Annotated in this window: 22 protein-coding genes; 10 read left to right on the top strand and 12 right to left on the bottom strand. The window is 67.7% G+C overall.

From position 1 onward, the window contains the following. The first annotated feature begins 32 nt into the window (after nucleotides 1-32). Together LRS03_RS01535 and LRS03_RS01530 are read left to right on the top strand one after the other, a co-directional pair. A complete protein-coding gene (locus LRS03_RS01535; RefSeq protein ID WP_257823546.1) occupies nucleotides 33-653 on the top strand; it encodes a TRAP transporter small permease subunit in 621 nt (206 codons plus the stop codon). Next, on the top strand, nucleotides 650-2,416 hold the full coding sequence (locus LRS03_RS01530) for a TRAP transporter large permease (protein ID WP_257823545.1): 1,767 nt from the start codon (nucleotides 650-652) through the stop codon (nucleotides 2,414-2,416). The genes LRS03_RS01535 and LRS03_RS01530 overlap by 4 nt, the downstream gene beginning before the upstream one ends. Before the next feature lie 122 nt (nucleotides 2,417-2,538). On the opposite strand, the gene LRS03_RS01525 is transcribed toward LRS03_RS01530, so the two are convergent. From LRS03_RS01525 to pmbA, 3 genes are all read right to left on the bottom strand, one after another. Further along, nucleotides 2,539-3,801 (bottom strand): putative Na+/H+ antiporter, encoded by a 1,263-nt coding sequence (locus LRS03_RS01525; RefSeq protein ID WP_257823544.1) that lies wholly within the window; start codon nucleotides 3,799-3,801, stop codon nucleotides 2,539-2,541. A gap of 99 nt (nucleotides 3,802-3,900) precedes the next feature. After that, the gene (locus tag LRS03_RS01520; protein ID WP_257823543.1) at nucleotides 3,901-4,983 is read right to left on the bottom strand and encodes a TRAP transporter substrate-binding protein; all 1,083 of its coding nucleotides are present in this window, start codon (nucleotides 4,981-4,983) and stop codon (nucleotides 3,901-3,903) included. 130 nt (nucleotides 4,984-5,113) lie between these two features. Further along, a complete protein-coding gene (gene pmbA / locus LRS03_RS01515) occupies nucleotides 5,114-6,490 on the bottom strand; it encodes a metalloprotease PmbA (protein ID WP_257829355.1) in 1,377 nt (458 codons plus the stop codon). A 113-nt stretch (nucleotides 6,491-6,603) separates the two neighbouring features. Between pmbA and yjgA the strand changes: the two genes are divergently transcribed. From yjgA to LRS03_RS01500, 3 genes are read left to right on the top strand one after another with little or no spacing between them, the layout of a single operon-like run. Continuing rightward, the gene (gene yjgA, locus LRS03_RS01510) at nucleotides 6,604-7,173 is read left to right on the top strand and encodes a ribosome biogenesis factor YjgA (protein WP_257823542.1); all 570 of its coding nucleotides are present in this window, start codon (nucleotides 6,604-6,606) and stop codon (nucleotides 7,171-7,173) included. After that, nucleotides 7,166-7,753, top strand: coding sequence for a molybdopterin adenylyltransferase (gene mog, locus LRS03_RS01505; protein ID WP_257823541.1), 588 nt, complete (start codon nucleotides 7,166-7,168; stop codon nucleotides 7,751-7,753). The genes yjgA and mog overlap by 8 nt, the downstream gene beginning before the upstream one ends. 58 nt (nucleotides 7,754-7,811) lie before the next feature. Continuing rightward, nucleotides 7,812-10,448, top strand: coding sequence for a bifunctional diguanylate cyclase/phosphodiesterase (locus LRS03_RS01500; protein WP_257823540.1), 2,637 nt, complete (start codon nucleotides 7,812-7,814; stop codon nucleotides 10,446-10,448). Here the strand turns inward: LRS03_RS01500 and cysE are convergent. Continuing rightward, the gene (cysE, locus tag LRS03_RS01495; protein WP_257823539.1) at nucleotides 10,441-11,208 is read right to left on the bottom strand and encodes a serine O-acetyltransferase; all 768 of its coding nucleotides are present in this window, start codon (nucleotides 11,206-11,208) and stop codon (nucleotides 10,441-10,443) included. The two genes, LRS03_RS01500 and cysE, sit on opposite strands and share 8 nt — an antisense overlap. A 60-nt stretch (nucleotides 11,209-11,268) precedes the next feature. Further along, nucleotides 11,269-11,988, bottom strand: a complete 720-nt coding sequence (locus LRS03_RS01490; RefSeq protein ID WP_257823538.1) for an RNA methyltransferase — start codon at nucleotides 11,986-11,988, stop codon at nucleotides 11,269-11,271. 113 nt (nucleotides 11,989-12,101) lie between these two features. Between LRS03_RS01490 and LRS03_RS01485 the strand changes: the two genes are divergently transcribed. Beyond that, nucleotides 12,102-13,073 (top strand): inositol monophosphatase family protein, encoded by a 972-nt coding sequence (locus tag LRS03_RS01485; RefSeq protein WP_257823537.1) that lies wholly within the window; start codon nucleotides 12,102-12,104, stop codon nucleotides 13,071-13,073. Here the strand turns inward: LRS03_RS01485 and LRS03_RS01480 are convergent. After that, entirely contained in the window at nucleotides 13,070-15,730 is a 2,661-nt protein-coding gene (locus LRS03_RS01480; protein ID WP_257823536.1) for a winged helix-turn-helix domain-containing protein, read from the bottom strand. The two genes, LRS03_RS01485 and LRS03_RS01480, sit on opposite strands and share 4 nt — an antisense overlap. Nucleotides 15,731-15,824: 94 nt before the next feature. Here LRS03_RS01480 and LRS03_RS01475 point away from each other — a divergent pair, with 94 nt between their 5' ends. The 4 genes from LRS03_RS01475 (at nucleotide 15,825) to LRS03_RS01460 (ending at nucleotide 18,340) form a co-directional block, all read left to right on the top strand. After that, nucleotides 15,825-16,166 (top strand): cupin domain-containing protein, encoded by a 342-nt coding sequence (locus LRS03_RS01475; protein ID WP_257823535.1) that lies wholly within the window; start codon nucleotides 15,825-15,827, stop codon nucleotides 16,164-16,166. A gap of 137 nt (nucleotides 16,167-16,303) precedes the next feature. Next, entirely contained in the window at nucleotides 16,304-17,011 is a 708-nt protein-coding gene (locus tag LRS03_RS01470) for a hemerythrin domain-containing protein (RefSeq protein ID WP_257823534.1), read from the top strand. 22 nt (nucleotides 17,012-17,033) lie between these two features. After that, a complete protein-coding gene (locus LRS03_RS01465; protein ID WP_257823533.1) occupies nucleotides 17,034-17,939 on the top strand; it encodes a c-type cytochrome in 906 nt (301 codons plus the stop codon). Between the two features lie 26 nt (nucleotides 17,940-17,965). Continuing rightward, complete coding sequence (locus tag LRS03_RS01460; protein ID WP_257823532.1) at nucleotides 17,966-18,340, top strand: hypothetical protein; 375 nt, start codon at nucleotides 17,966-17,968, stop codon at nucleotides 18,338-18,340. Here LRS03_RS01460 and LRS03_RS01455 read toward each other — a convergent pair. The 6 genes from LRS03_RS01455 to LRS03_RS01430 are packed head-to-tail and all read right to left on the bottom strand — an operon-like array spanning nucleotide 18,315 to nucleotide 24,642. After that, nucleotides 18,315-19,463 carry an NAD(P)/FAD-dependent oxidoreductase gene (locus LRS03_RS01455; RefSeq protein ID WP_257823531.1) on the bottom strand — a complete coding sequence of 383 codons (1,149 nt, stop codon included), beginning with the start codon at nucleotides 19,461-19,463 and terminating at the stop codon, nucleotides 18,315-18,317. The two genes, LRS03_RS01460 and LRS03_RS01455, sit on opposite strands and share 26 nt — an antisense overlap. A 38-nt stretch (nucleotides 19,464-19,501) precedes the next feature. Then, nucleotides 19,502-20,167, bottom strand: a complete 666-nt coding sequence (locus LRS03_RS01450) for a 2-dehydro-3-deoxy-6-phosphogalactonate aldolase (protein WP_257823530.1) — start codon at nucleotides 20,165-20,167, stop codon at nucleotides 19,502-19,504. Next, the gene (locus LRS03_RS01445; RefSeq protein ID WP_257823529.1) at nucleotides 20,164-21,045 is read right to left on the bottom strand and encodes a 2-dehydro-3-deoxygalactonokinase; all 882 of its coding nucleotides are present in this window, start codon (nucleotides 21,043-21,045) and stop codon (nucleotides 20,164-20,166) included. Before LRS03_RS01445 ends, LRS03_RS01450 begins: the two co-directional genes overlap by 4 nt. Continuing rightward, a complete protein-coding gene (yjfF, locus tag LRS03_RS01440; protein WP_257829354.1) occupies nucleotides 21,042-22,052 on the bottom strand; it encodes a galactofuranose ABC transporter, permease protein YjfF in 1,011 nt (336 codons plus the stop codon). The genes LRS03_RS01445 and yjfF overlap by 4 nt, the downstream gene beginning before the upstream one ends. Nucleotides 22,053-22,063: 11 nt before the next feature. Further along, entirely contained in the window at nucleotides 22,064-23,107 is a 1,044-nt protein-coding gene (locus LRS03_RS01435; protein WP_374684972.1) for an ABC transporter permease, read from the bottom strand. Further along, nucleotides 23,104-24,642, bottom strand: coding sequence for a sugar ABC transporter ATP-binding protein (locus tag LRS03_RS01430; protein WP_257823528.1), 1,539 nt, complete (start codon nucleotides 24,640-24,642; stop codon nucleotides 23,104-23,106). Before LRS03_RS01430 ends, LRS03_RS01435 begins: the two co-directional genes overlap by 4 nt. Between the last annotated feature and the right edge of the window lie 20 nt (nucleotides 24,643-24,662).

Genomic DNA, 24,662 nt, shown 5'->3' with positions numbered 1-24,662 from the left:
ACATCGTTTCCTCAACTCCTCCGGAGACTCTCGTGTCCCCTTTACTTTCACTGTCCAGGTGGATAGACCGCTTGAACGAGTTCGTCGGCCGCTGGGTCGCGTGGCTCGTGCTCGCGGCCGTCCTCATCAGCACAGGCAACGCCATCGTGCGCAAGGCCTTCAACAACAGCTCCAATGCCTTCCTCGAGATCCAGTGGTACTTGTTCGCTGCGGTCTTCCTGCTGGCGGCCGGCTACACCCTGCTGCGCCAGGAGCACGTCAAGATCGACGTCATCCTGGGTCGCTTCTCCAAGCGGGTGCAGATCGGCGTAGAGATCTTCGGCATCCTCTTCTTCCTGCTCCCGTTCGTCGTGGTCGTGTTCATCATGGTCATGCCGCTGGTGATCAATGCCTACATAAGCGGCGAGGTGTCGTCCAACGCTGGCGGCCTGATCCGCTGGCCGGTGTACGCGATGCTGCCGCTCGGCCTGGCGCTGCTGGGCATTCAGGGCATCTCGGAGTTCATCAAGCGGGTGGCATTCCTCAAGGGACTGATCCCCGATCCGACGGTGAAGGCCGGCACCAAGACCGCCGAAGAGGAACTCGCCGAGTTCCTGCTGCAAAAGGAAGTGGCCGCCCGTGAGCAGGCCGCACTGAAGGGAAGCGACAAATGATCGAATTCATCACCGCCAACATGGCGCCGATCATGTTCGGCAGCCTGGTTGTGTTCCTGCTGATGGGCTATTCGGTCGCCTTCTCGCTGGCGGCCTGCGGCCTCTTCTTCGGATTCGTGGCCATCGAGCTGGGCGTGCCCGGCATGGCCTCACTGATGCAGGCGCTGCCGCTGCGCATCTTCGGGATCATGCAGAACGACACGCTTCTGGCGATACCGTTCTTCACGCTGATGGGACTCATCCTCGAACGCTCAGGCATGGCTGAAGACCTGCTCGACACCGTCGGCCAGCTCTTCGGCCCGATCCGCGGCGGCCTCGCCATCGCGGTCATCCTGGTGGGCGCCATGCTGGCCGCCACCACCGGCGTCGTGGCAGCTTCGGTGATCTCGATGGGCCTCATCTCGCTGCCCATCATGCTGCGTTATGGCTACGACAGGCGTCTCGCGAGCGGCGTGATCGCGGCCTCAGGCACCTTGGCCCAGATCATCCCGCCGTCGCTCGTGCTGATCGTCATGGCCGACCAGCTCGGCAAGAGCGTGGGTGACCTCTACAAGGGCGCGTTCATCCCCGGCTTCGTGCTGACGGGCCTCTACCTGCTGTACGTGATCGGTATCGCGATTGCCAAGCCGCAGATGGTGCCGGCGCTGCCGCTGGAAGCACGCACGATCCGCGAGTCCGATGGTTCGTCCGGCCTGCGCTCGCTGCTGGTCCTGTCGATCCTGTCGTTTGCCTGCGCGATGACCTATGCGAAGACGCGCCCGGCCGGCACCCCGACCGATGAACTCGTCGTCGTCTCGATGTGCATCGGCATCGGCATCGCATTCGTGATCGCCGTCATCAACAAGGTGGCACGCCTCAACCTGCTGTCGAACATGGCAGAGCGCGTGACCTTCGTGCTGATCCCGCCCCTTGGGCTGATCTTCCTCGTGCTGGGCACCATCTTCCTCGGCATCGCCACGCCCACCGAAGGCGGCGCGATGGGTGCAACCGGTGCACTGGTGATGGCCATGGCTCGCAAGCGCCTCGACCTGAAGCTCATGCGCCAGGCCATGGACACCACGATGAAGCTGTCGTGCTTCGTGATGTTCATCCTCATCGGTTCGACGGTGTTCAGCCTGTCGTTCCAGGGCGTGGACGGTCCGAAGTGGGTCGAACACCTGCTGACCAGCCTGCCAGGCGGCCAGCTCGGCTTCCTGATCGTGGTGAACATCCTGATCTTCGTGCTGGCGTTCTTCCTCGACTTCTTCGAGTTGGCGTTCATCGTCGTGCCGCTGCTGGCCCCTGTGGCCGACAAGCTGGGCATCGACCTGGTGTGGTTCGGCGTGCTGCTCGCGGTCAACATGCAGACCTCGTTCATGCACCCGCCGTTCGGCTTCGCGCTCTTCTACCTGCGCAGCGTGGCGCCCACCAGCGACTACAACGACAAGGTCACCAACAAGCCGGTGGCAAAGGTGACGACGGGCCAGATCTACTGGGGCGCCGTGCCCTTCGTGATCATCCAGCTCATCATGGTGGGCCTGGTGATCGCCTTCCCGCAGATGGTTTCCGGCGGGTTGACGAAGGAAGAGACCATCGACGCCGACAAGGCCTTCCAGGAGCTTCGCATGCAGGATGAAAAGGAAGCCGGCCTTGCCCCCGAATCTGCCCCGGCGGTGCCGGGCAGCGACCCCTCGGCGTCCGAGCCTCAAGCCGAAGGGACCACCGCAGACGACGACCCGATGAAGGCCATCGAAGAAGCCGTCAAGGAGGACCAGAAGAAGTGACAGTCGAGGAGGTGGCCATGGCCACCTCCTCTCTTCCACAAAGCAAAAAGCCGCCGATATCGGCGGCTTTTTGCTTTGTGGGGGAAGCGTGGCGCCGTACCTCAGCGCCGCCCCCTTCTCTCTTACAGCAACTGGAACGCGGCAATCGCCACCAGCGTGGGGCCGAGTGCTGACAGGAAGAGCCAACCCGCGTTGATGGACCCGTCACGGAAGTTCCCGCGCAGGATCGAATACCCGGCAGGGTTCGGCGCGTTGGCGATGACCGTCAGGCCGCCACCGGTCACGGCACCCGCCACCAGCGAGTACTTGAACTCGTCGCTCAGACCTTCGACCAGCGAGCCGAGGTAGGTCAGCGCGGCGTTGTCGGTGACCGCCGTGAGGGCGGTTGCAGCGTAGTAGACCTGCTGAGCGCTCATGCGGGTGAGCAGTTCCTGCAGCCACCATTGCTGCTGTCCGCCCAGCACGACCAGGCCCGCCAGGAAGAAGGCCACGAGCAGCGCTTCGCGCAGGATGAGCGGATCGTGATGACGCGGATAAGCCCGCGCATAGCCAATGAAGAAGAGCAGCAGCCCGAGAAAGATCGCTGGGTGGTGCGCAAACATCACGATGCCGAGCAGGAACGCCCCGCTCACGAGCATCGCACCCGCAGGCGGGCTGTTGGCATCGGCGACCGTCGGAGTGTCTGGCGTGGCACGCACCAGGTGGCGTGCAAACAGCACCGACACGACTGCAGCGTTGAAGAGCACCGCCAAGGCCGATTTCCAGCCGAAGTGCGTGAGCATGAACGGTGTGTCCCAACCCCACTTGGCCGCGACCATCAGCACCGGCGGCGCCGCAAACGAGGTGAGCGTGCCGCCGATCGACACGTTGACGAAGAGAACACCGATCGTCATGTACTTTACGTACTCGGGCAGTTCCACCTTGAACACCCGGTCACGCAGCATCAGCGCGGCCAGCGTCATGGCGGCAGGCTCCGTGACGGCAGAGCCGATCAGGGGCAGGACGGACAAGGCGAGGAAGTACACCGCGATCGAATTCGGCAGCGGCATCATCCTGGCCAGCACGTTCACCAGCACCGCGGCGAGCCTCAAGATCGGCTTGCTGCCTGCCACGACCATGATCGCGAACACGAAGAGCGGCTCGGTGAAGTTGCGCCCGTCGACGTAGGCCGTTGCACCCTCGCGGCCCTGTGCCGCGAACAGGAACAGCACCAGCACCAACGCCCAAAAGCCAAACACCACCTCCACTTCCGACAAGAGGTGGAACACACCCTCATGTCGCGGATAGCGGTGGGCCAGGTGCGCAAACACGCTGGTCGAAAAGGTGTGCACCAAGGCCACCCCAAAAAGGGCGGCCGCGACGAGTTGGACGGTGGTGGGCGTCATGTTGACAACAGAAGTGAAACAAAACTGGTGGGCCAATAACTGGTGCGCCAACAAAAAGCCCCGCCATGGCGGGGCTCGCACGAGGGGCCGTGGCCGAACTCAGAGCTTGGCGCTTTGCATGTAGCTGTCGAAGCGGGCTTCCGTGAAGCGGAACCACAGATTCGCTTCTTTGCGGAAGTTGGCGTAGTCGGTGTAGACCTTCTTCCAGCTCGGGTTCTTGTCCGAAATCTCGCTGTAGATGTCCATCGATGCCTTGTAGGCCGCGTCCATCACGGACTTCGGGAAGGCCACGAGCTTGGTCTTGCTGGCCACGAGCTGGCGCAGGGCGGCCGGGTTCTTCACGTCGTACTTGGCCTGCATGTCGGTGTGCGCGTAGGCGGCAGCGGCCTCGATGATGGCCTTGTACTCCGCCGACAGGCCGTCATAGGCCTTCTGATTGACCAGCAGGTCGAGCTGCGGGCCGCCTTCCCACCAGCCGGGATAGTGATAGAACTGGGCGACCTTGTTGAAGCCGAGCTTCTGATCGTCGTAGGGGCCGACCCACTCGGCCGCATCGATCGTGCCCTTCTCCAAGGCCTGGTAGATCTCGCCACCGGGGATGTTTTGCGGCACCGAGCCCAGGCGCTCGCACACCTTGCCGGCGAAGCCGCCGACGCGGAACTTCAAGCCCTTCATGTCGGCGATGGTCTTGATCTCCTTGCGGAACCAGCCGCCCATCTGCGCCCCGGTGTTGCCCATCGGGAAGCTGATCATGTTGTACTTGGCGTAGAACTCGCGCATCAGCTTGAGACCGTTGCCTTCATACATCCACGCCGTCATCTGGCGCGAGTTGAGGCCGAAGGGGATTGCGCAGCCGAGCGCAAAGGTCTCGTCCTTGCCGAAGTAGTAGTAGGGCGCGGTGTGACCCATCTCGACGGTGCCGTTCTGCACGCCATCGATCAGCGCCGGCGACGGCATCACTTCACCGGCCGCATGGACCGAGATCTCGAACTTGCCACCCGTCATGTCGCGCACCTTCTTGGCGAAGGTTTCGGCCGCGCCGAAGATGGTGTCCAGTGACTTGGGGAAGCTCGAAGTCAGGCGCCAGCGGACGCTGGCTTGAGCATGGACGACGGCCGGGGCTGCACCCGCTGCCAACACGCCGGCCAGTCCCGCGCCGTGAACGAACGAACGACGTTGCATGAAATGTCTCCTTATAGGTCCTCCGGGAGGAGGTGGCGGGAAATTCTAGGAGCGGGTTCATGCACCCTGACCGGGATTTACCCGTGAGCAAAACCGCGTAGCGCCGCGTCAGGAATGAGTCAGCAACGCCTCAGGATCCGGCCACCTTCATGCGGTCGACCAGCACCGAGCCGATGGTCTTGGTGCCCATCGTGTAGGTGTCGGCGCCGACCGCGACGATGCCCTTGAACATGTCGCGCAGGTTGCCGGCGATGGTGATCTCGTGCACCGGGTAGGCGATGCGGCCGTTCTCGACCCAGAAGCCCGCGGCACCACGCGAGTAGTCGCCAGTGACGTAGTTCACGCCCTGCCCCATCAGCTCGATCACGAAGAGCCCGCGGTGGAGCTTGCGCAGCATCGCGTCGAGGTCGTCGCCGGGCTGCGTGAGGCGGCTGGTGAAGGTGAGGTTCTGCGAGCCACCCGCGTGGCCGGTGGTGCGCATGCCGAGCTTGCGCGCCGAGTAGCTGGAGAGGAAGTAGCCCTGCACCACACCCGCGCTCACCACGTCGCGCACGCGCGTCACCACCCCTTCGTCGTCGAACGGTGCGCTGCCCTTGGCGCCGCGGATGTGCGGGTCTTCGTGGATGTCGATGTGCTCGGCCAGCACCTGCTGCCCCAGGCTGTCGAGCAGGAACGAGGACTTGCGGTACAGCGCCCCGCCACTCGTGGCCTGCACGTAGGCGCCGAGCAGGCCGGCGGCAAGCGTCGACTCGAAGAGCACCGGCACCTGGCAGGTCTTGATCTTGCGCGCATTCAGGCGCGACAGCGCACGCTCCGCGGCGTAGCGTCCCACGGCCTCGGGCGCGGCCAGCTCGCCGGGCGAGCGCATGGAGCTGTACCAGGCGTCGCGCTGCATGTCGTCGCCATTCGGGCCGGGCACCGAGGCGATGGGCGCCACCGAGAGCGAATGCCGCGAGCTCGCGTAGCCGCCGCGAAAGCCGCGTGTGTTGCCGGCGAAGAAGTGCGACTGCTGCGCCGAGACGCCCGCCCCTTCGGAATTGGTGATGCGCTTGTCGACGCCGAGCGCCGCGGCCTCGCAGCGCAGGGCGATCTCGGCCGCGTCGGCGGCGTTGATGTCCCAGGGGTGGAAGAGGTCAAGGTCGAGGCGTGCGGCATCGCCGAGTGCGAGGTCGGCTTCATCGGGCAGGCCCGCCGACGGGTCTTCGGCGGTGAACTTGGCGATGTCGTAGGCGGCACGCACGGTCTGCTCGATCGCCGTGCGCGAGAAGTCGGAGGTGCTCGCGTTGCCGCGGCGCTGGCCCACGTAGACCGTCACGCCCATCGACTTGTCGCGGTTGCGCTCGACGTTCTCGATCTCGCCCTTGCGCACCGAGACCGACAGCCCCGCGCCTTCGGAGACCTCGACGCCCGCGTTGCTCGCGCCGAGCGACTTGGCGATGGCCAGCGCATCTTCCACGAGCTGGCGGAAATCGCCCTGCGAATACGAGAAGCCGTGGTGTTGGGTCAGCGAGGAAGCTCATGCGCAGCGGCGTTTGGTGACGGGATGCACGTTGGTGTGCACGGCAAAGGGCCCACACGAGGCGCCCTGCGAAAAGGCCGCGGCTATCATACCCACGACCTATGGCCCAGCCCCACCCGCGCCCCCCTTCCGCCGACGACGGACACCCCGAAGACGGCCACTCTTCCAGCGGTGGCGAGTTCGAGCGCCCCAGCAAGACCCAGCTCAAGAAAGAGATGCACGAGCTGCAGGAGCTGGGAGAAGCCCTCGTCGCCCTGCCCGATGACCGCGTCGTCGACCTGCCCATTTCCGAGACGCTGCGCGATGCGGTGGCCGAGTACAAGCGCACCCGCTCGTTCGAAGGCAAGCGCCGCCAGATGCAGTACATCGGCAAGCTGATGCGCAAGAACGACGTCGAGCCCATCCGCGAGGCGGTGGCCGCCATGCGGCTCGGCCGCGCCAAAGACGCCCTGGCCCTGCACGAGGCCGAACGCTGGCGCGTGGAGCTGCTGGCAAGCGACGACGCCCTCACCCGCTGGATGGGCGAGCACCCGGGTGGCGACCTGCAGCAGCTGCGCAGCCTGATCCGCGCCGCCCGGAAAGACGCCGCCGCCACGCCCGAGCAGCGCAACGGCCGCGCCTACCGCGAGCTGTTCCAGTTCATCAAGGAACATTCGATCCGCCATGAATGACCGTGTGCGCATCGGGTTGGTCTCGGTCAGCGACCGGGCCTCTACCGGGGTCTACGAGGACAAGGGCATCCCGGCGCTCAAGGACTGGCTGTCGCGCGCCCTGCGCAACCCGCTCGACTGGGAAACGCGCCTCATCCCCGACGAAGAGCCGGTCATCCGCGAAGCCCTGATCGAGCTGGTCGACACGGCCAGGTGCGACCTCGTGCTCACCACCGGCGGCACCGGCCCCGCGCTGCGCGACGTCACGCCCGAAGCCACGCTCGCCGTGGCCCACAAAGAGATGCCGGGCTTCGGCGAGCAGATGCGCCAGATCAGCCTGCGCTTCGTGCCCACCGCCATCCTGTCTCGCCAGGTGGCCGTGATCCGCGGCCAGGCGCTCATCATCAACCTGCCCGGCCAGCCAAAGTCCATCGCCGAGACCCTCGAAGGACTGCCGCTTGCGCAGCCTCCGGTGCACGGCATCTTCGCCGCGGTGCCCTATTGCATCGACCTCCTCGGCGGCCCCTACATCGAGACAGACGAGAACGTCTGCAAAGCCTTCCGCCCCAAGTCCGCGCAGCGGCCTCCGCCGCGCGGCTGAGGGACCAGAGCCTGAGCACAGGCCACCCCTAAAGACGACAAACACAACAGGAGACAGCATGAGCGCACAGCCCGGCCGCGACAACGGCGAACGGCAGATGGTCGCCATGTATTCAGTGCTCAGCGCCACCAACGAAGCGCTGCTGTTCGCCAAGACGCCGGCCGAGCTCTTCCAGCGCGTGTGCGATGCCGCGGTCGACGGCCACCAGTTCCTCACGGCGGCCGTCACCACGCCCGATGCCGACACCGCCTGGCTGCGCGTCGAGGCCGCCTCGGGCATCGCCGCCACGCAGCTGCGCGAGTCGCGCATTTCGGTCGACGCCCAGACGGCCGAAGGCCAGGGCCTGGTCGGCGAAGCCTACCGCGGCCTGAAGCCTGCAATCAGCAACCAGTTCATGCAAGACGCCCGCACCCGGCCCTGGCACGCGCAGGCCGGCCGGGCCGGTGTGGCGTCGGCGGCAGCCATCCCCATCGTGCGCGGCACACGGGCCTTCGGCGTGATGCTGTTCTACGCACGCGAGGTCGAGGCCTTCGGCGGGAGCATCGTCGCGCTGCTGGAGCGCATGTCCCGCAACATCGTCTTTGCGCTCGACAACTTCGAGCGTGAAGCCGAGCGCCAGCATGCGGAAACAGCCCTGCGCCGCAGCGAAGAGAAGTTCCGCAACATCCTCGAAAGCCTGGACGACGCCTACTACGAGGTCGACCTGAAAGGAAAGCCGATCTACCTCAACGGCGCCTACGCCCGCATGCTCGGCTACGACCACCATCACGTGGCCGAACGCGACTACCGCAGCCGCCAGACACCCGAGATGACGCAGGTGGTGTTCAAGGCCTTCAACGAGGTCTTCCGAACCGGCCAGTCGAAACGCTCGCAGATGTGGGAGTACATCCACCGAGACGGCAGCACGATCCAGGTCGAGGGCTCGGTGCTGCTGGTGAAAGACGAGAGCGGCCAGCCGGTGGGCTTTCGCGGCATCCTGCGCGACGTGACCGAGCGCCGCCGCATGGACCAGGCCCTGCGCGACAGCGAAGCGCGTTTCCGCGCGATGACCAACCTGTCGTCCGACTGGTACTGGGAAGCCGATCCCGAGCACCGCTTCACGCGCCTCGAAAGCCGCGAGACCGGCCAGCGCCAGACCCGCAACCCGCTGATCGGCCGCGCCATCTGGGAAAGCACCATGAAGGCCCACCTGCCCGGCGGGTGGGACGAATTCCGCGCCCTGCTCGACGATCGGCAGTCGTTCCGCGACATCGTGATGCAGCGCATGGCGCCGGGCAAGTCGCCCTACTACATCAGCATGAGCGGCGAGCCGATGTTCGATACCTCGGGCGCTTACATCGGCTACCGAGGCATCTCGCGCGAGATCACCGAGCAGAAGGTGGCCGAAGAGCACATCCACCACATGGCGCGGCACGACAGCCTGACCGGGCTGCCCAACCGGCTGCTCTTCAGCAGCCTGCTCAACGCCAGCCTCAAGACCGCCGAACGCTACAAGCGCACCTTCGCGGTCATGTTCATCGACCTCGACCGCTTCAAGTTCATCAACGACACACTCGGCCACGAGGCCGGTGACACCTTGCTGAAGGAAATCACCGTTCGCTTCAAGCAGGCCTTGCGCGGGAGCGACGTGATCGCGCGCCTGGGCGGCGACGAGTTCGTGGTGCTGGTGCAGGAGGTGCCCGACCGGGAACACGCCGCCATCGTGGCGCGTAAGCTGCTGTCGGCCGCCATCAAGCCGATCGAGCTGATGGGGCAGGAATGCCGCGTGACCGCAAGCGTGGGCATCTCGCTTTTCCCCGGCGACGGCCAGGACGAGCAGACCCTGATGAAAAACGCCGACAGCGCGATGTACCACGCCAAGGAGGAAGGCAAGAACAACTTCCAGTTCTATTCGAGCGAGATCAGCTCGCAGACGCTGGAGCGCCTGACGCTCGAATCGAACCTGCGCCGCGCGCTGGAGCGCCAGGAGTTCTCGCTCGCCTACCAGGCCAAGGTCGACCTGAAGAGCGGCCGCATCACCGGCGTCGAGGCCCTGCTGCGCTGGCACAACCCGGAGCTCGGGTCGGTGTCACCGGCGAAATTCATCCCGGTGGCCGAAGAGACCGGCCTCATCGTGCCCATCGGCCGCTGGGTCATGAAGACCGCCTGCCTGCAGAACGTGGCCTGGCAGCAGCAGGGCCTGCCGCCCATCAACATGGCGGTCAACCTCTCGGTGCGCCAGTTTGCCGACGAGCACCTGCTCGACGACGTGACGGCCATCCTGCAGGAGACGGGCATGAACCCCGCCCTGCTGGAACTCGAGATCACCGAGGGCATGATCGTCCACAACGTCGAGCGCGCCATCAAGCTGCTCACCGCGATCAAGCAGCTGGGCGTGCGCTTGGCGATCGACGACTTCGGCACCGGCTACTCGTCGCTCGGCCAGCTGAAGAACTTCCCGATCGACACGCTGAAGGTGGACCGCTCGTTCATCCGCGACCTCGCCACCGATTCGGAAGACAAGGCCATCACCAGCGCCATCATCGCGATGGGCAAGACGCTCTCGCTCACGGTGGTTGCCGAAGGGGTCGAGACGGCCGAGCAGCAGAACTTCCTGCGCGAGCAGGCCTGTGACGAAATGCAGGGCTACTACTTCAGCAAACCGATTGCGCCGGAGGAATTTGCGGCGCTGCTGGGCAAAGAGAAGGCTACTTGACCAGTTGAGACAAGCGGTCGGCGTCGAAGTCTTCCGTCGTCGCTGCATCGCTTGGCACGCAGTCGCCCTTTTGCATCGGCGCGATCTTCTCGATGGCCGCCCAGAGCATCGCGATCTGGTGCGCATTGCCCGCCGCGTTGTCGATCAGGCCCTTCATCGCCTGCGACATCGGGTCGTCGCTCTCGGTGATGCCATAGGCCGAGAAGCCCATGCGGGCGGCGGCCTCTTCGCGCTTGGCGTCGACTTCCTTGTGGATGATGCGCGCCGGGTTGCCCACCGCCGTGGCGCCGGCCGGGACTTCCTTCAGCACCACCGCGTTGGAGCCAACCCGTGCGCCGTCGTGCACGGTGAAGGCCCCCAGCACCTGCGAGTTGGCACCGACGATCACCCCCTTGCCCAAGGTCGGGTGCCGCTTGGCGCCTCGCGTGAGCGAGGTGCCGCCGAGCGTCACGCCCTGGTAGATGGTGCAGTCGTCGCCGATCTCGGCCGTCTCGCCCACCACCACGCCCATGCCGTGGTCGATGAAGACACGCCGTCCGACCTTGGCCGCCGGGTGGATCTCGATGCCGGTGAACCAGCGAGCGAGCTGCGAGATGAAGCGCCCGCCCCACTTCCAGCCGCGCCGCCAGCAGGCATTCGCCCAGCGGTGCATCACCAGCGCGTGCAGACCGGGGTAACAGGTGAGCACGGTGAACGCCGAATGCGCGGCAGGGTCGCGCTCCAGGATGCAGCGGATGTCTTCTCGAAGGCGCTCGAACATGGCGAGGCAGTTTAGCGGCGAGCCTTCAAGCCTGCTGGCGGCGGGTTGCCACGTAGGCGCTCAGGGCTTGCGGGTGGACTGCATTGCCCGGGCGATGCCGCGCAGGATGTGCACTTCTTCCTCGGTCAGCGCAGCCCGGTTGAAGAGCTGGTTCAGCCGCGGCATCAGCTTCTTGGGCGAGGCCGGGTCGAGAAAGCCGATGTCGGCCAGCGCCTGCTGCCAGTGGTCGAGCACCCCTTGCACGGCCGTCGCGTCTGCATGCTTGACCGAGCCCGTGCGCGGCGCGACCGCAAAGCCTCCCAGTGCCTGCCGCCAGTCGTAGGCGATCAGCTGCACCGCTTGCGCCAGGTTGAGCGAGCCGTAGTCGGGGTGCGTGGGGATGCTCAGGCAGGCATGGCAGCGGTACACGTCCTCGTTGCCCATGCCATAACGTTCGGAGCCGAAGACGAAGGCCACGCGGTGATCGGTCTTCGCAAGCGTCGTGAACAATTCACGCGGCGCGTGGGTCGGCGGGCCGAAATCGCGCGGCGTCATCGCGGTGGCGCAGGCGTAGCTCACGCCGTCGAGCGCTTCGGTGAGCGTGCCCACCACGCGCGCCCGCACCAGGATGTCGGCCGCGCCACTGGCCATCGCCACGGTTTCTTCCTGCACCAGCACGTCGGCGAATCGTGGGGCCACGAGCACGAGATCCGAGAAGCCCATCACCTTCATCGCCCGTGCCGCCGCACCCACATTGCCCGGATGGCTGGTGTTGAGGAGGACAAACCGTGTGTCGTTCATGGGCTCGCGCTTAAAATTCGATTATCCGTGCCGCCCTTCCCCGCGATGGGCCGCGCACACCGCTCTTTCCCCACCGCCATCCGCCTCTTCCCTTTTCCTTTGCAGGACGCCCCATGTCGCAAGCGCTTCACCCCATGCTCAACGTCGCCGTCAAGGCGGCCCGCACCGCGGGGACCATCATCAACCGCGCTTCGCTCGACCTCGACATCCTGAAGGTCACCACCAAGTCGGCCAACGACTTCGTGACCGAGGTGGATCAACGTGCCGAAGAGTCCATCATCGAGACCCTGCTCACCGCCTACCCCGGCCACGGCATCCTGGCCGAAGAGTCGGGCCGCGTGCACGGCGCCAAGCACAGCGAGTACGTCTGGATCATCGACCCGCTCGATGGCACCACCAATTTCATCCACGGGCTGCCGTTCTACGCCGTGTCGATCGCACTCGCCTATCGCGACCAGATCCAGCAGGCCGTCGTCTACGACCCGACGCGCAACGACCTGTTCTATGCCTCCAAGGGCCGCGGCGCCTTCCTGAACGACAAGCGCCTGCGCGTCTCCAAGCGCACCCGCTTGAGCGACTCGCTCGTCGGCACCGGCTTCCCCTTCCGCAAGGGCGACAACTTCCAGCGCTACATCAAGATGTTCAGCGAGGTGATGCAATCGTGCGCCGGCGTGCGCCGCCCGGGCGCCGCCGCACTCGACCTCTGCTACGTGGCCGCCGGCTACTACGACGCCTTCTTCGAGACCGGCCTGAACCCCTGGGACATCGCCGCCGCCTCCCTCATCATCACCGAGGCCGGCGGCCTGATCGGCAACTTCACCGGCGAAGCCGACTTCATGTACCAGCGCGAAGTCGTCGCCGGCAACCCCAAGATCTACGGGCAGATGGTGAGCATCCTCGCGCCCTACACCCGTGTCATCAAGGACGCCCCGGGCACCGGCGCCCACGGCGCAACCGAAGTAGCCCCGACGGCGGAAGAAGCCTTCATCGCCACGGCCACGGCAACCACCGCCGCCGCCCCGGCGGAAGCGCCCAAGCGCAAGGCCGTGCGCATCCGCAAGGCCGACCTCGACCCCAAGTCTTAAGCGTTCAGCTCGCGCCAGCGCGCCGCGGCCTGGCCGCGTGTGTCGACGCCCAGCTTGCCGAGGATGTTGGCCACATGCCGCTTCACCGTGTGCGGGCTCAGATCGAAAGCGCGGGCGATGAGCTTGTTGCTGTCGCCGGCCGCGATGCGCGCGAGCACCTCGGTCTCGCGCTCGCTCAGGCCGGCCATGCCCGCCGGTCGCGCACTCTGCACCGCTGCCACCGGCGCCTGCAGGCCAAGCACCGACGACAGATGCACGAGCAAAGCCTGCTCGGGTGCCGCCAGGCGTGAACCCCAGGCCGCCGACTGCAGACGAGCCAGCACCTGGGGGCCGGCAAACAAGGCGCCGCCGATCTCGCGCCGGTCGTGGACCTCGTCAAACCAGTCTTGCAGCGTGATCGCCGCCAGGTCCAGTCGCCCCTGCTGCACGTGGATGTCGGCGAGCAGCAGGCGGGCCTGCGTGGCCGGGTAGAAGAGGGAGCGGTTCAGGTCATCGGCCAGCGGCTGCAGCAGCGTGCGCGCCTCGTCGAGCCGCCCGTCGGCCAGCGCGACCAGCGCCCGGCTGAACGATCGATTGGCCGCCGCGGCAGGCCATTCATAGGCGTTGCCGGCGCGCTGCAGCTCGGCGTCGACACGGCGCAGCGCCTCGTCGTCGCGCAGGATCCAGCAGGCGCGCAAGTGAACGAAGAGCACCTCCGACTCGTGCACCTGCCGGTGGCTCAAGGGGCTGTGCAGGCGCAGGTCGTCGACCATCTCGCGCCCCACCGCATGGCAGGCCTCGCGCTCGCCGCGCAAGGCCAACCACAGCGTGCGGGCAAGGCGCAGCTCGGTCGCGAGGATGCGCGGCATGCCGAGCCAGTGGCAGTCTTCCTCGCAGCGCTGCAGCCATTGGCCCGCTTCGTCGAGCTGGGCCGCGCCGAGCGCCAGCCAGGCGCGGATGTTGGCCACGCCGGCGCGCAGCTGCGTGGGCGCATCGCCGCAGACACGCACCGCGCTGTGGGCGAAGCGGTCGAGCAGCGGCTGCATGCCCGGCAGGCCGACGAAGACGCAGTGCGCCGGGAACTGCATCCACAGCATCGGCACCGGCACACGCTCCAGCGAGGCCAGCATTTCCGAGAACATGGGCGCCACGCGCTCGGTGCGCGCGGCCACGAATTCGTCCCAGGCGCTGCTGTAGTAGACGAAGGCCCGCGCCGCATCGTCGAGCGGCATGGCGCGCAGAGCCGTCAGCTCGCGCGTCGATTCGGCCAGGCGCCCGGCGTGCCAGAGGCCCGAGCAGACATTGGCCCGCGTGAGCACGGCATCGCGCTCGCGGCCCATGCGGGCAAAGCCTTCGGCGGCCTGTTGCATGGCGCCCAGCAGCGTCGACCAGTCGAAATGCGGCCAGGCGGCCAGGCCCTTCACCAGTTGCAGGTCGGGCCGGCGGGCGAATTCCTCTTCGGGAAAGAGCGTCAGCAGCTGCTCCAGCGTGGCACTCGCGCCGATGCCGAGCTGCTCTTGCGCACGCCTGGCAAGCACGGCGGTGGCTTCGTCCCACGCACCGGCGCGCGCCAGGTAGCCGACGGCACGCGACAGGTCGGGCTCGTGCTCGGCCGCTCGGCGCAGGAGCCGCGGCAACTCATCCGGGAAATCGCGCTGCAGGCGGTCTTCCAGAAAGTCGCGGAAAAGATCGTGCAGGCGCAGCGTGAACTCGTCGGCCTCCATCACGCTTGCAAAGAGGCCGCGGCGCTCGATGTCTTCCAGCAAGCGTGCCGCATGCGGCGTCTCGGCCACGTGGGCGCAGCGCGCCACCGTCAGCTCGGGCAGCACCGAACAACGCAGCAGGAACTCGCGCAGGTCGCCGGGCAGTTCGTCGAGCACCTCGGTGGCGAGGTAGTCGAAGAGGTGGCGCTGCGTGGGCACGCTGGCTCGCGCGGTGCCCGGCCGTGTGGCGAGGCTCAGGCGAAGGCCTGCTGCCCAGCCGTCGGTGCGCTCCAGCAGCTCGCGCGGGCTGGCGCCGGCACTGCCGGCATTGAGGTCCAGCAAGGCGCTGACTTCCGATTCGTTGAAGCGCAGATCGAACTGGCGGAACTCGGCCAGCTCGCCCTGCGCCCGCAGGCGCGCGAGCGACAGCATCGGCTCCACCCGGCTCGCCACCACCACGCCCCAGCGCGGCGGCAGCCGCTCCAGCAGCGCCTGCAGCAGCTCGAAGATGCGCGGGTCGCTCAGGCGGTGGGCGTCGTCGAGCACGATGAGCCCGCGCCAGACCTCGGTGCCGGCGAGCGCGTTGGCGAGTTCTGTCGCCACATCGCGCAGGCCGTGTTCCGCCTGCGCCAGGAGCGCCAGCGCCTCGGGTGAGACGCGCCAGGGCAGGTCATACGGCTCCAGCGCGGTGGCCAGGCAGGCCAGGAATCGCGGCAGCTGGTCGTCTTCGTCGACCGACACCCAGGCCAGCGCGAGCCCTTCGGGCCCCTCCGGCAGCAGCCGGATCTGGCGGCCCAGCGCCGAGGTCTTGCCGTAGCCGGCCGGTGCCACCAGCAGCGTGAGCCGCTGCTCCATCAGCGCGCGGCCGAGCGCCTCCTCGAGCAGAGGACGGGCCACGAGCCCGGCCCGGGGCCGTGGCGGCTGGATCTTGGCGAGGGCGAACGACGGCGCCGGGGCGGCGGCGGGGGATGGCATGGCGCAATTCTGCCCAAAGCGCCTGCTGCCAGCAGGTGACCGATGGCTCTTTCGGGCGATGCCGCGGCGCGCTGCACTGCGCAGACTGCCAGCCATGCACGTCTTTCACCACCAGCACCTCAAGAGCCTCGCCCAGGACCGGGACGGCGAGCAGCACTTCTGCGCCATCGGCCCGCCCTGCGGCGTGCACGACTTCCAGGTCTGGGTGCACACGCTGCCGCCCGGGGCCCACACCCCCCTGCAGCGCCACGCGGGCAGCTTCGCCTGCCTGGCGTTCTCGGGCTCCGGCAAGTTGCTGATCGACGGCGGGCCGGTGCGCTTCCAGGCGCCGTGCACGCTGGTGGTGCCGCCAGGCTGCGATTTCCAGATCACCAACAACAGCGCCCTGCCACTGCGCGTGCTGAGCGTGTTCAACACGGAGCCACAGCGGCTCTAGCCCCCTCATCCGGGGTGGCCCATCGCAGGCCAGCCAATGGCTCCTTCAGGCGATGCCTGGCCCGCCCCCTCCCGGAACACTGACAACCATGCCGCACCTCTTGCGGCACCGACCTTCAACCCCACAGGAGAGCCCCCATGACCGCCGCCATCCTTGCCGACGCCACCCCGCAGACCACCGCCACGGCCCAGCGCTTCGACATCTACCAGCCCATCCACAAGGGCCTGCGTGACTTCATGGGCGACACGCTCTCCCGCGTGGGCCGTGTCGACGTGACCGATGCCGAGGACCTGGCGGATGCGCTGAGCCAGGTGGAGGCCCTGCTCGACTTCTGCGCCAAGCACGTGCAGCACGAAAACGAGTTCATCCACACCGCCATCCGCGCCCGCCAGCCCGGCGCCGCCAGCCGCACGGCCGACGACCACGTCGAGCACCTGCAGAGCATCGACACCCTGCACAAGGAAACACGCGCCGTCTACGACGCCGACAACGAGCAGCGCCACGCGCTGGCCCTGCGCCTGTACCGCCACCTCGCGCTCTTCGTCGCCGAGAACCTTCAGCACATGCACATCGAGGAGACGGCCAACAACGCGGCCCTCTGGGCCCACTACACCGACGAGGAACTGGCCGCCATCCACGACCGCCTCCTCGCCTCCATCGCGCCGGCCGAGATGATGCTGGGCCTGCGCTGGATGGTGCCGGCCCTCACCCCGCAGCAGCGTGCCGGCATGTTCGGCGAGATGAAGGCCGGTGCGCCGGCCGAAGTGTTCAACGCCGTGGTCGACACGGTGCGCCCGCACCTGGCCGCACGCGACTGGTCGAAGCTCGCCAGCGCGCTCGCCTGACCCGCCGCCCAGGAGACCCGAGATGAACAAGTGGATCAAGCGCGGCGGTCTTGCCGTGCTGGGCGTCGTCGCCCTCGGTGCCTCGACGCTCGTCGTCGGCACGCAGCTCGGCCAGCGCAAGATGAACCGCATCGTGTCGATCGACGTGGCCGCCGTCGCGCTGCCCACCGACGCCGCCAGCATCGAACGCGGACGCTACCTCTACATGTCGCGCGGCTGCACCGAATGCCACGGCGTCGACGGTGCCGGCAAGGACGTGGTCAACGACGGCAAGGGCATGCACGTGCGCGCCCCCAACATCACGCCGGGCCCCGGCACGGTGGTGGCGAACTACAGCGTGACCGACTGGGTGCGCACGCTGCGCCACGGCGTGAAGCCCGACGGTCGCCCTGCGATCGTGATGCCGAGCGAAGACTACGCCCGCCTGACCGATGCCGACCTCGGCGCGATGGTGGCCTACCTGCGGCAGATGCCGCCGGCCGCCGGCACCGGCGCGGTGCTCGAACTGCCGCCGCTCGTGAAGACGCTGTACGCCGCCGGCGTGATGCACGACGCCGCCGAGATCATCGACCACACCCTGCCCCCCTCGACGCCCGTGCCCGAGGCGGTGACGCCCGAACACGGCGCCTACGTCATCAACTCCTGCATCGGCTGCCACGGCGCCAGGCTCTCAGGCGGCAAGATCCCCGGTGCACCACCCGAGTGGCCTGCCGCGGCCAACCTCACACCCGGTGACGGCACCGCGATGACGCACTACCCGACGCCCGAGTCCTTCGCCACGATGCTCAAGACCGGCAAACGACCCAACGGCACCGAGGTGAGCAAGGTGATGCCCTTCCTCGCGCTGAAGGAAATGAACGACACCGATGTGCGGGCGATGTACGCGCACCTGAAGACGCTGCCGCCGCTTGCGGCCGGCAACCGCTGACCCGACACCCCACCAGGAGAACCCCCATGAACGCAATTCGCCACGCCGTGGCGTTGGCCTCGCTTTGCCTTTTGTCCGCGTGCGGCGGTGGCGGCGATGCGCCGTCGGAGCCGACCTCGTCTCAGGCGCGGCCGGCCACCGCGATCCGCAGCGACTTCGTGCAACTCGAAGGCTGCGTCACCGATCGCCAAGACCGCCCGATCGCCACCGGCGTGCAGGCCCTGGGCAGCGATGGCCGGCTGGTCGCCAGCACGCGCAGCCAGGCCGATGGTCTGTTCACCCTGCGCGTGCCGGCCCGCAGTTCGGTGCAGCTGAGTCTCGACGCACCCGGCCAGGACCGGCTGGAGCTGCTCACTGGCAGCACCTCGCTCACGCTCACCGGTTGCCTGCACCTGGCCTGAGCCGCGCGACCACCTCGTCGGCAATCGCAAGACACGAGGTGAGCCCCGGTGACTCGATGCCGAAGAGGTTGACCAGGCCCGCCACGCCATGCTCGGCCGGGCCGTCGATGCGCCAGTCGGGCGCGGGCTCATCGGGCCGATGGATCTTCGGGCGGATGCCGCTGTAGGCCGGCTGCAGCGCGCCGTCCCGCAGGCCCGGCCAGTAGCGGCGCACGTCGGCGTAGAAGCCCGCGGCACGCGCGGGGTCGACGGTGTAGTCGAGCGGCTGCCCGGCCGCGTCATCCGCCAACCACTCCACATCGGGGCCGAAGCGGGCCTGTCCGCCGAGATCGAGCGTGAGATGCACGCCGAGCCAGGCGTCTTGCGGCAGCGGGTACACGAGGCGAGAAAACGGCGCCCGGCCCGCGAGCGAGAAGTAGCAGCCCTTGCTGAAATGCGCCGTGGGCACGTGCGACTTGTCGAGCCCTTCGGTCGCCACCGCAAGCTTTGGCGCCCACAGGCCGGCGGCGTTGACGACGATGCGCGCGGCAAGCTCCATCGGCTGGTCACCGCCGACGTGCAGCACGTGCCGGTCTTCGTGTTCGTTGGTTCTGCAACGGATGCGCTCCACCGGCGACAACAGCGCCACATCGCCCCCCGCCGCCTGCAGGTCGCCCTGCAGCGCAAGCATCAATGCATGGCTGTCGATGATGCCGGTCGACGGCGAGAGGATCGCACCGGTGCACGCGAGCTGCGGCTCCATCGCGATGGCCTCGGCGGCGCTCAGCCGCTTCAGGTCGTGCACGCCATTGGCCGCGGCCTTCTTCATCAGCGCATCGAGCCCCGCGACCTGCAACTCGTCGGTCGCGACCACCAGCTTGCCGCAGCGTTGATGCGGCACACCATGCGACTCGCAGAACGCGTAGAGCTGCTGCCGGCCCGTCACGCACAGCCGCGCCTTCAACGACCCGGCGGGATAGTAGAGGCCGGCGTGGATGACCTCGCTGTTGCGCGAGCTGACGCCGGTGCCGATGGCGGTTTCGCTCTCGAGCACGATGGTGTCGAGGCCGCGTTGCGCGAGTGCGCGCGCTGTCGCGAGGCCGATCACGCCCGCCCCCACCACCACTGCATCAACCTCTTCCATGCACCCGGTCCGCGTTGACCGGGCGATTCCCGGCCGGCCTATTCTGCGTGAGCCGCAGTCGGCACCTGGGCGGGCATGGGCTCTGCGGTGGCGGCGTGCCACGCGGCGATGAAGTCGCGCGCACGCCGGCCCAGCTCGTGCAGCGCCATGCCGGGTTGAAACAGCTGGCTGCCGATGCCGAAGCCGGTCGCACCGGCCGCGAGCCACGGCGCGATGCTCTCGGGCGTCACGCCGCCCACCGGCCACAGCGGCGTGCCTTCGGGCAGCACCGACTTGAAGGCCTTGAGCCCGGCAAGGCCGACCATTTCGGCCGGGAAGATCTTGAGCGCACTCGCGCGCCAGCGCAGCGCGTTGAAGGCTTCGGTCGGCGTGGCCACGCCGGGCACGACCGCCATGCCGCGCTCGGCGGCGCGGCGCATCACGTCGGCGTCGCAGTTGGGCGCCACCATCAGGCGGCCGCCGGCGGCGTGGACCTCGTCGACCTCGCGGGTGGACAGCACGGTGCCGCCGCCCACCAGCGCATCGGAGGGCGCCACCGCGGCGATCGCCTCGATGCAATACAGCGCGCCGCGCCGGTTCAGCGGCACCTCGACGATGCGAAAGCCAGCCTCGAACAGCACGAGCGCCGCGGCACGCGCATGCTCGGGGGCGAGCCCCCGCAAGATGGCCGCAAGCGGCGGCCCGAACGTTTGCAACTCGGTCACCTGTCGATCCCTTCCTGCAGGCTGGCCAGTGCGGCGAGGAACACCGCCCGCGGCTCCAGCACCACGGGTGTGCTGCCGTGATGTCGCGCGGCCTCTCCATAGGCCGACGCGAGGGCGCCGGCCGCCACCACCGTCACCGTGCGCGGTGCGGGCCGGGTGTCGACCCACTCGGCCCCGATCAACAGGCCCGACAGGTACGAGCGCGCATGCGCCGCCGGCATGCGGCCGGTCACCACCTTGGCGCGACAGCCGAAGATCGTGTGCGAGAGGGCGCCACGCCCCGCCGCCAGCAGCCCGGCCTCGAACGCCTCGGGCACGTCCTCGGGCCCGACGATGCCGGCCAGCGTGCCGTGCTCGCCCAAGAGCGCGAAAAGCTCACCCGTCATGTAGGTGCGAAAGCCCTGCATCACACCGCGTTCCAGGCGCACCCATTTGCTGTGCGTACCCGGCAGCACGACCCAGCCGTCGGCCTGGCCCAGCGCCAGCGCGCCCAGCAGCTGCGTCTCTTCGCCGCGCATCACGTCGACCTCGCCGCTCGGCCCGATCCAGCGGTAACCGGGCACGAGCAGCACGCGCCGGCCCGGCGGTGCGTCGTTCAACGGGACCAAGTGGCGCGAGAGCGAGGTGAGCGGCGTCGACGCTTCAAGGTACGGCGCCTCCTGCCAGCCCGACGCCGCACCGACCATGCCCGACATCAACACCGGCCACTCGCGTGGCCAGCCGCGCACGACGGCCTCGAACGACTCGGCGAAACGCCCCCGTGCCGCGAGCAGGCCCTGATCATCGGCGCGCTCTTCGAGCAGCACCCCGCCCTCGCCCAGCAGGTAGGCCCTGCGGTGCGTCGTGCCCCAGTCGATGCCGATCAGGCCCGTCTTCATCGCACCCGCTTCGATTCGAACACCCGCTGCAGCAGGCAGAAGAGGAAGAGCAGCGCACCGATCACGATGCGCGTCCACCATGAGCTGAGCGAGCCGTCGAACATGATCAGCGTCTGGATGATGCCGAGGATCAACACGCCGAAGAGCGTGCCCGCGACATAGCCCACGCCGCCGGTGAGCAGCGTGCCGCCGATCACGACCGCCGCGATGGCGTCGAGTTCCAGGCCCACCGCATGCAGGCCGTAGCCCGAGAGCATGTAGAAGGTGAACACCACGCCGGCCAGCGCCGAGCAGAAGCCGCTCAGCGTGTAGACGCCGACCACCGTCGAGCGCACCGGCAGGCCCATCAGCACCGCCGAGTGTTCGCTGCCGCCGATCGCATACACCGTGCGGCCGAACTGCGTGTAGTGGGCAATGAAGATCGCCGCCAGCACCACCACGATCGCAATCAGCGCGCTGAGCGTGATCGACGCCTCGCCCCACAGCGGCAGCCGCCACTGCGAGAGCGTGGTGTAGGTGGTGTTGGTGATGCTGATCGAATCGATGCTGATCAGGTAGCACAGGCCTCGGGCGAGGAACATGCCGGCCAGCGTCACGATGAAGGGCTGCAGGCGGAACCGCTCGATCAGAAAGCCCTGCAAGGCCCCGAAGGCGGTGCCCATCAGCAGCACCAGCGGAAGCACCACCGCCGGGCTCCACTGGTGCTTCTCGACGAGCGAGGCCGACACCATGGTCGTGAGCGCGATCACCGAGCCGACCGAGAGGTCGATGCCGCCCGAGAGGATCACGAAGGTCATGCCCACCGCCACGATGCAGAGGAAGGCGTTGTCGATGAGCAGGTTCAGGAACACCTGCGACGAGAAGAAGCCGGTGTAGGCGACCGAGCCGGCGGACGCCATCGCGAAGAAGAGCGCGATGGTGACGGTGAGCGGCAGGTACTTCGGATCGAGCCGGGGGCGGCGCAGCGCGGCGCCCTGCCCCGCCGTCTTGCCCAGGCCTGCCGCCATCGGTGAAGCGCTCATGGCTTGGCCTCCACCGGTGCGCGGAACACCAGGCCGCGCACGCTCTGCCGGAATTCGGGCGACTGCAGCAGCATCACGAGGAACACCACCACCGCCTTCACCACGAGGTTGACTTCCGGCGGCACGCCCATCGAGTAGATCGCATAGGTGAGCGTCTGGATGATGAGCGCGCCGATCACGCTGCCGGCGAGGCTGAAGCGGCCGCCGTTGAGCGAGGTGCCGCCCAGCGTGACGGCGAGGATGGCATCGAGCTCCATCAGCTGGCCGGCGTTGTTGCCGTCGGCGCTCTTGACGTTGGAGCTGATGAGCAAGCCGGCCACGCCGGCGCACAGGCCGCAGAAGCCGTAGGTCGACAGCGTGATCAGCCGCGAGCGCACGCCGGCCACACGCGCCGCGGCCGGGTTGATGCCCACCGCCTGGATGAAGAGGCCGAGCGCCGTGCGCGTGACCACCCACCACAGAAGCGCGAACACCGCCGCCACGATGAAGAGCGAGAACGGAATGCCCAGCAGGTAGCCGCTGCCGATGAAGAAATACGGCGCGTAGTAGATGGTGATGATCTGGCCGTCGGTGATGAGCTGCGCGATGCCGCGCCCGGCCACCATCAGGATCAGCGTGGCCACGATGGGCTGCATGCCGACCCGGGCCACCAGCACACCGTTCCACAGGCCGCAGACGAGTGCGACGCCAAGCGCCGCGGCAATCGCAACAGGCATCGGGAAGCGGCTCACGTGCGTGGCCACGCCGTTCTGCACCACGAGCGCGCCGCCGATCATCCAGGCGGCGATGGCGGCGGTGATGGCCACCGTCGCGCCCACCGAGATGTCGATGCCGCGGGTGGCGATCACGAGCGTCATGCCGAGCGCCACCAGCATCAGCGGTGCGGCACGGTTGAGGATGTCGATCAGGCTGCCGTAGAGATGGCCGTCGCGCCACTCCAGGTGCAGGAAGCTCGGGTTGAAGGCTGCGTTGAGGATGAGCAGCAGCAGAAGCGTGATCACGGGCCACGCGAGCCGGTGTTGGAAGAGTCTGTCCATCATGCGTCCGCCGCGATCAGGTGATAGACGGCTTGCTCGCTGCTGCCCGCGGGCAGCTCGCCGACCTTGCGGCGGTCGCGCAGCACCGCGATCCGGTTCGACACACGCACCACCTCGCTCATCTCCGACGAGATGAAGACGACGGCCATGCCGCCGTCGGCCAGCGCGAGGATCTCGTCCATGATTTCCTGCTTGGCCGCAACGTCGATGCCGCGGGTGGGCTCGTCGAGGATCAAGAGGCGCGGTTCGGTGGCGAGCCAGCGCGCCAGCATCGCCTTCTGCTGGTTGCCACCCGACAGCAGGCCGATGGGCGTGTCGATGCCCGCGGTCTTGATGCCGAGTCGCTTGACGTAGCGCTCGGCCAGCTCGGCCTGCTGCTCGCGCGAGAGGAACTTGCCCATGCCGTGACGTGCCTGCAACGCGAGCGCGATGTTCTCGCGCACCGAGAGCTCGGCCACGATGCCATCGGCCTTGCGTTCTTCCGGGCACAGGCCGAGGCCGTGCCGCACCGCATCGGCAGGCGTCTTGAAGCTGACCGGCTGGCCGTCGACCCGCAGCTCGCCGCTGTCGGCCGACGAGAGGCCGAAAAGCAGGCGCGCGAGTTCCGTGCGGCCCGAGCCGAGCAGGCCGCCCAGGCCCACCACCTCGCCGGCGTGCACGCTCAGGTCGACCGGCTGCAGCTGGCCGCGTTCGCCCAGACCCTTCATCTCCAGCAACGGCACCGCATCAGCCGCCACCGGCCGCGCTTGCGCCTGGCCTTGGCTCGCGGCGAATTCGCGGCCCACCATCGCGGTGATCAGCGCCGTCGGCCCCAGCATCGCCGCCTGGTACTCGCCCACCAGCTCGCCGTTGCGCAGCACGGTGATGCGGTCGGAGATCGCGTACACCTGCTCCAGGAAATGCGTGACGAAAAGGATCGCCATGCCCTCGCCGCGCAGGCGGCGCAGCACGTCGAAGAGGCGCTTGACCTCGTCTTCGTCGAGGCTCGAGGTCGGCTCGTCGAGGATCAGCACCTTGGCCGACACGCTCAAGGCCCGCGCGATGGCCACCATCTGCTGAACGGCCACCGCATAGCTGTCGAGCCGGCGTGTCACGTCGATGCGGATGTTGAGCTTTGCGAGCCACTCCTCGGCCTGCCGGTTCATGCCGGTCCAGTCGATGCGCCAGGCGCCGAGCGCGCCTTTGCGCGGGTAGCGGCCGGCGAAGATGTTTTCCGCGACCGACAAATTCGGGCACAGATTCACCTCTTGGTAGACAGTGCTGATGCCGAGCGTCTGCGCATCCTGCGGCGAGCGCGGCGCGATGGGCTGGCCGGCGAGCCGCATCTCGCCGCCATCGGCCGGGTAGACGCCGGTGAGCACCTTGATGAGGGTGGACTTGCCGGCGCCGTTCTGCCCCATCAGCGCGTGTACCTCGCCAGGGAAAAGCCGCAGGCCGACGTCGTGCAAGGCACGCACGCCGAAGAACTGCTTCGACACGCCGCTGAGCTGCAGCAGCGGCTGCGGGCAATCGTCGTGGGGTTGCTCTCGGTAGACCATGTGGGCTTGTCTGTCGTTGT

Source organism: Rhizobacter sp. J219, from assembly GCF_024700055.1.
In the GTDB taxonomy this organism is placed as follows: Bacteria; Pseudomonadota; Gammaproteobacteria; order Burkholderiales; family Burkholderiaceae_C; genus Rhizobacter.
This window is presented reverse-complemented; position numbering and strand designations above follow the sequence as displayed.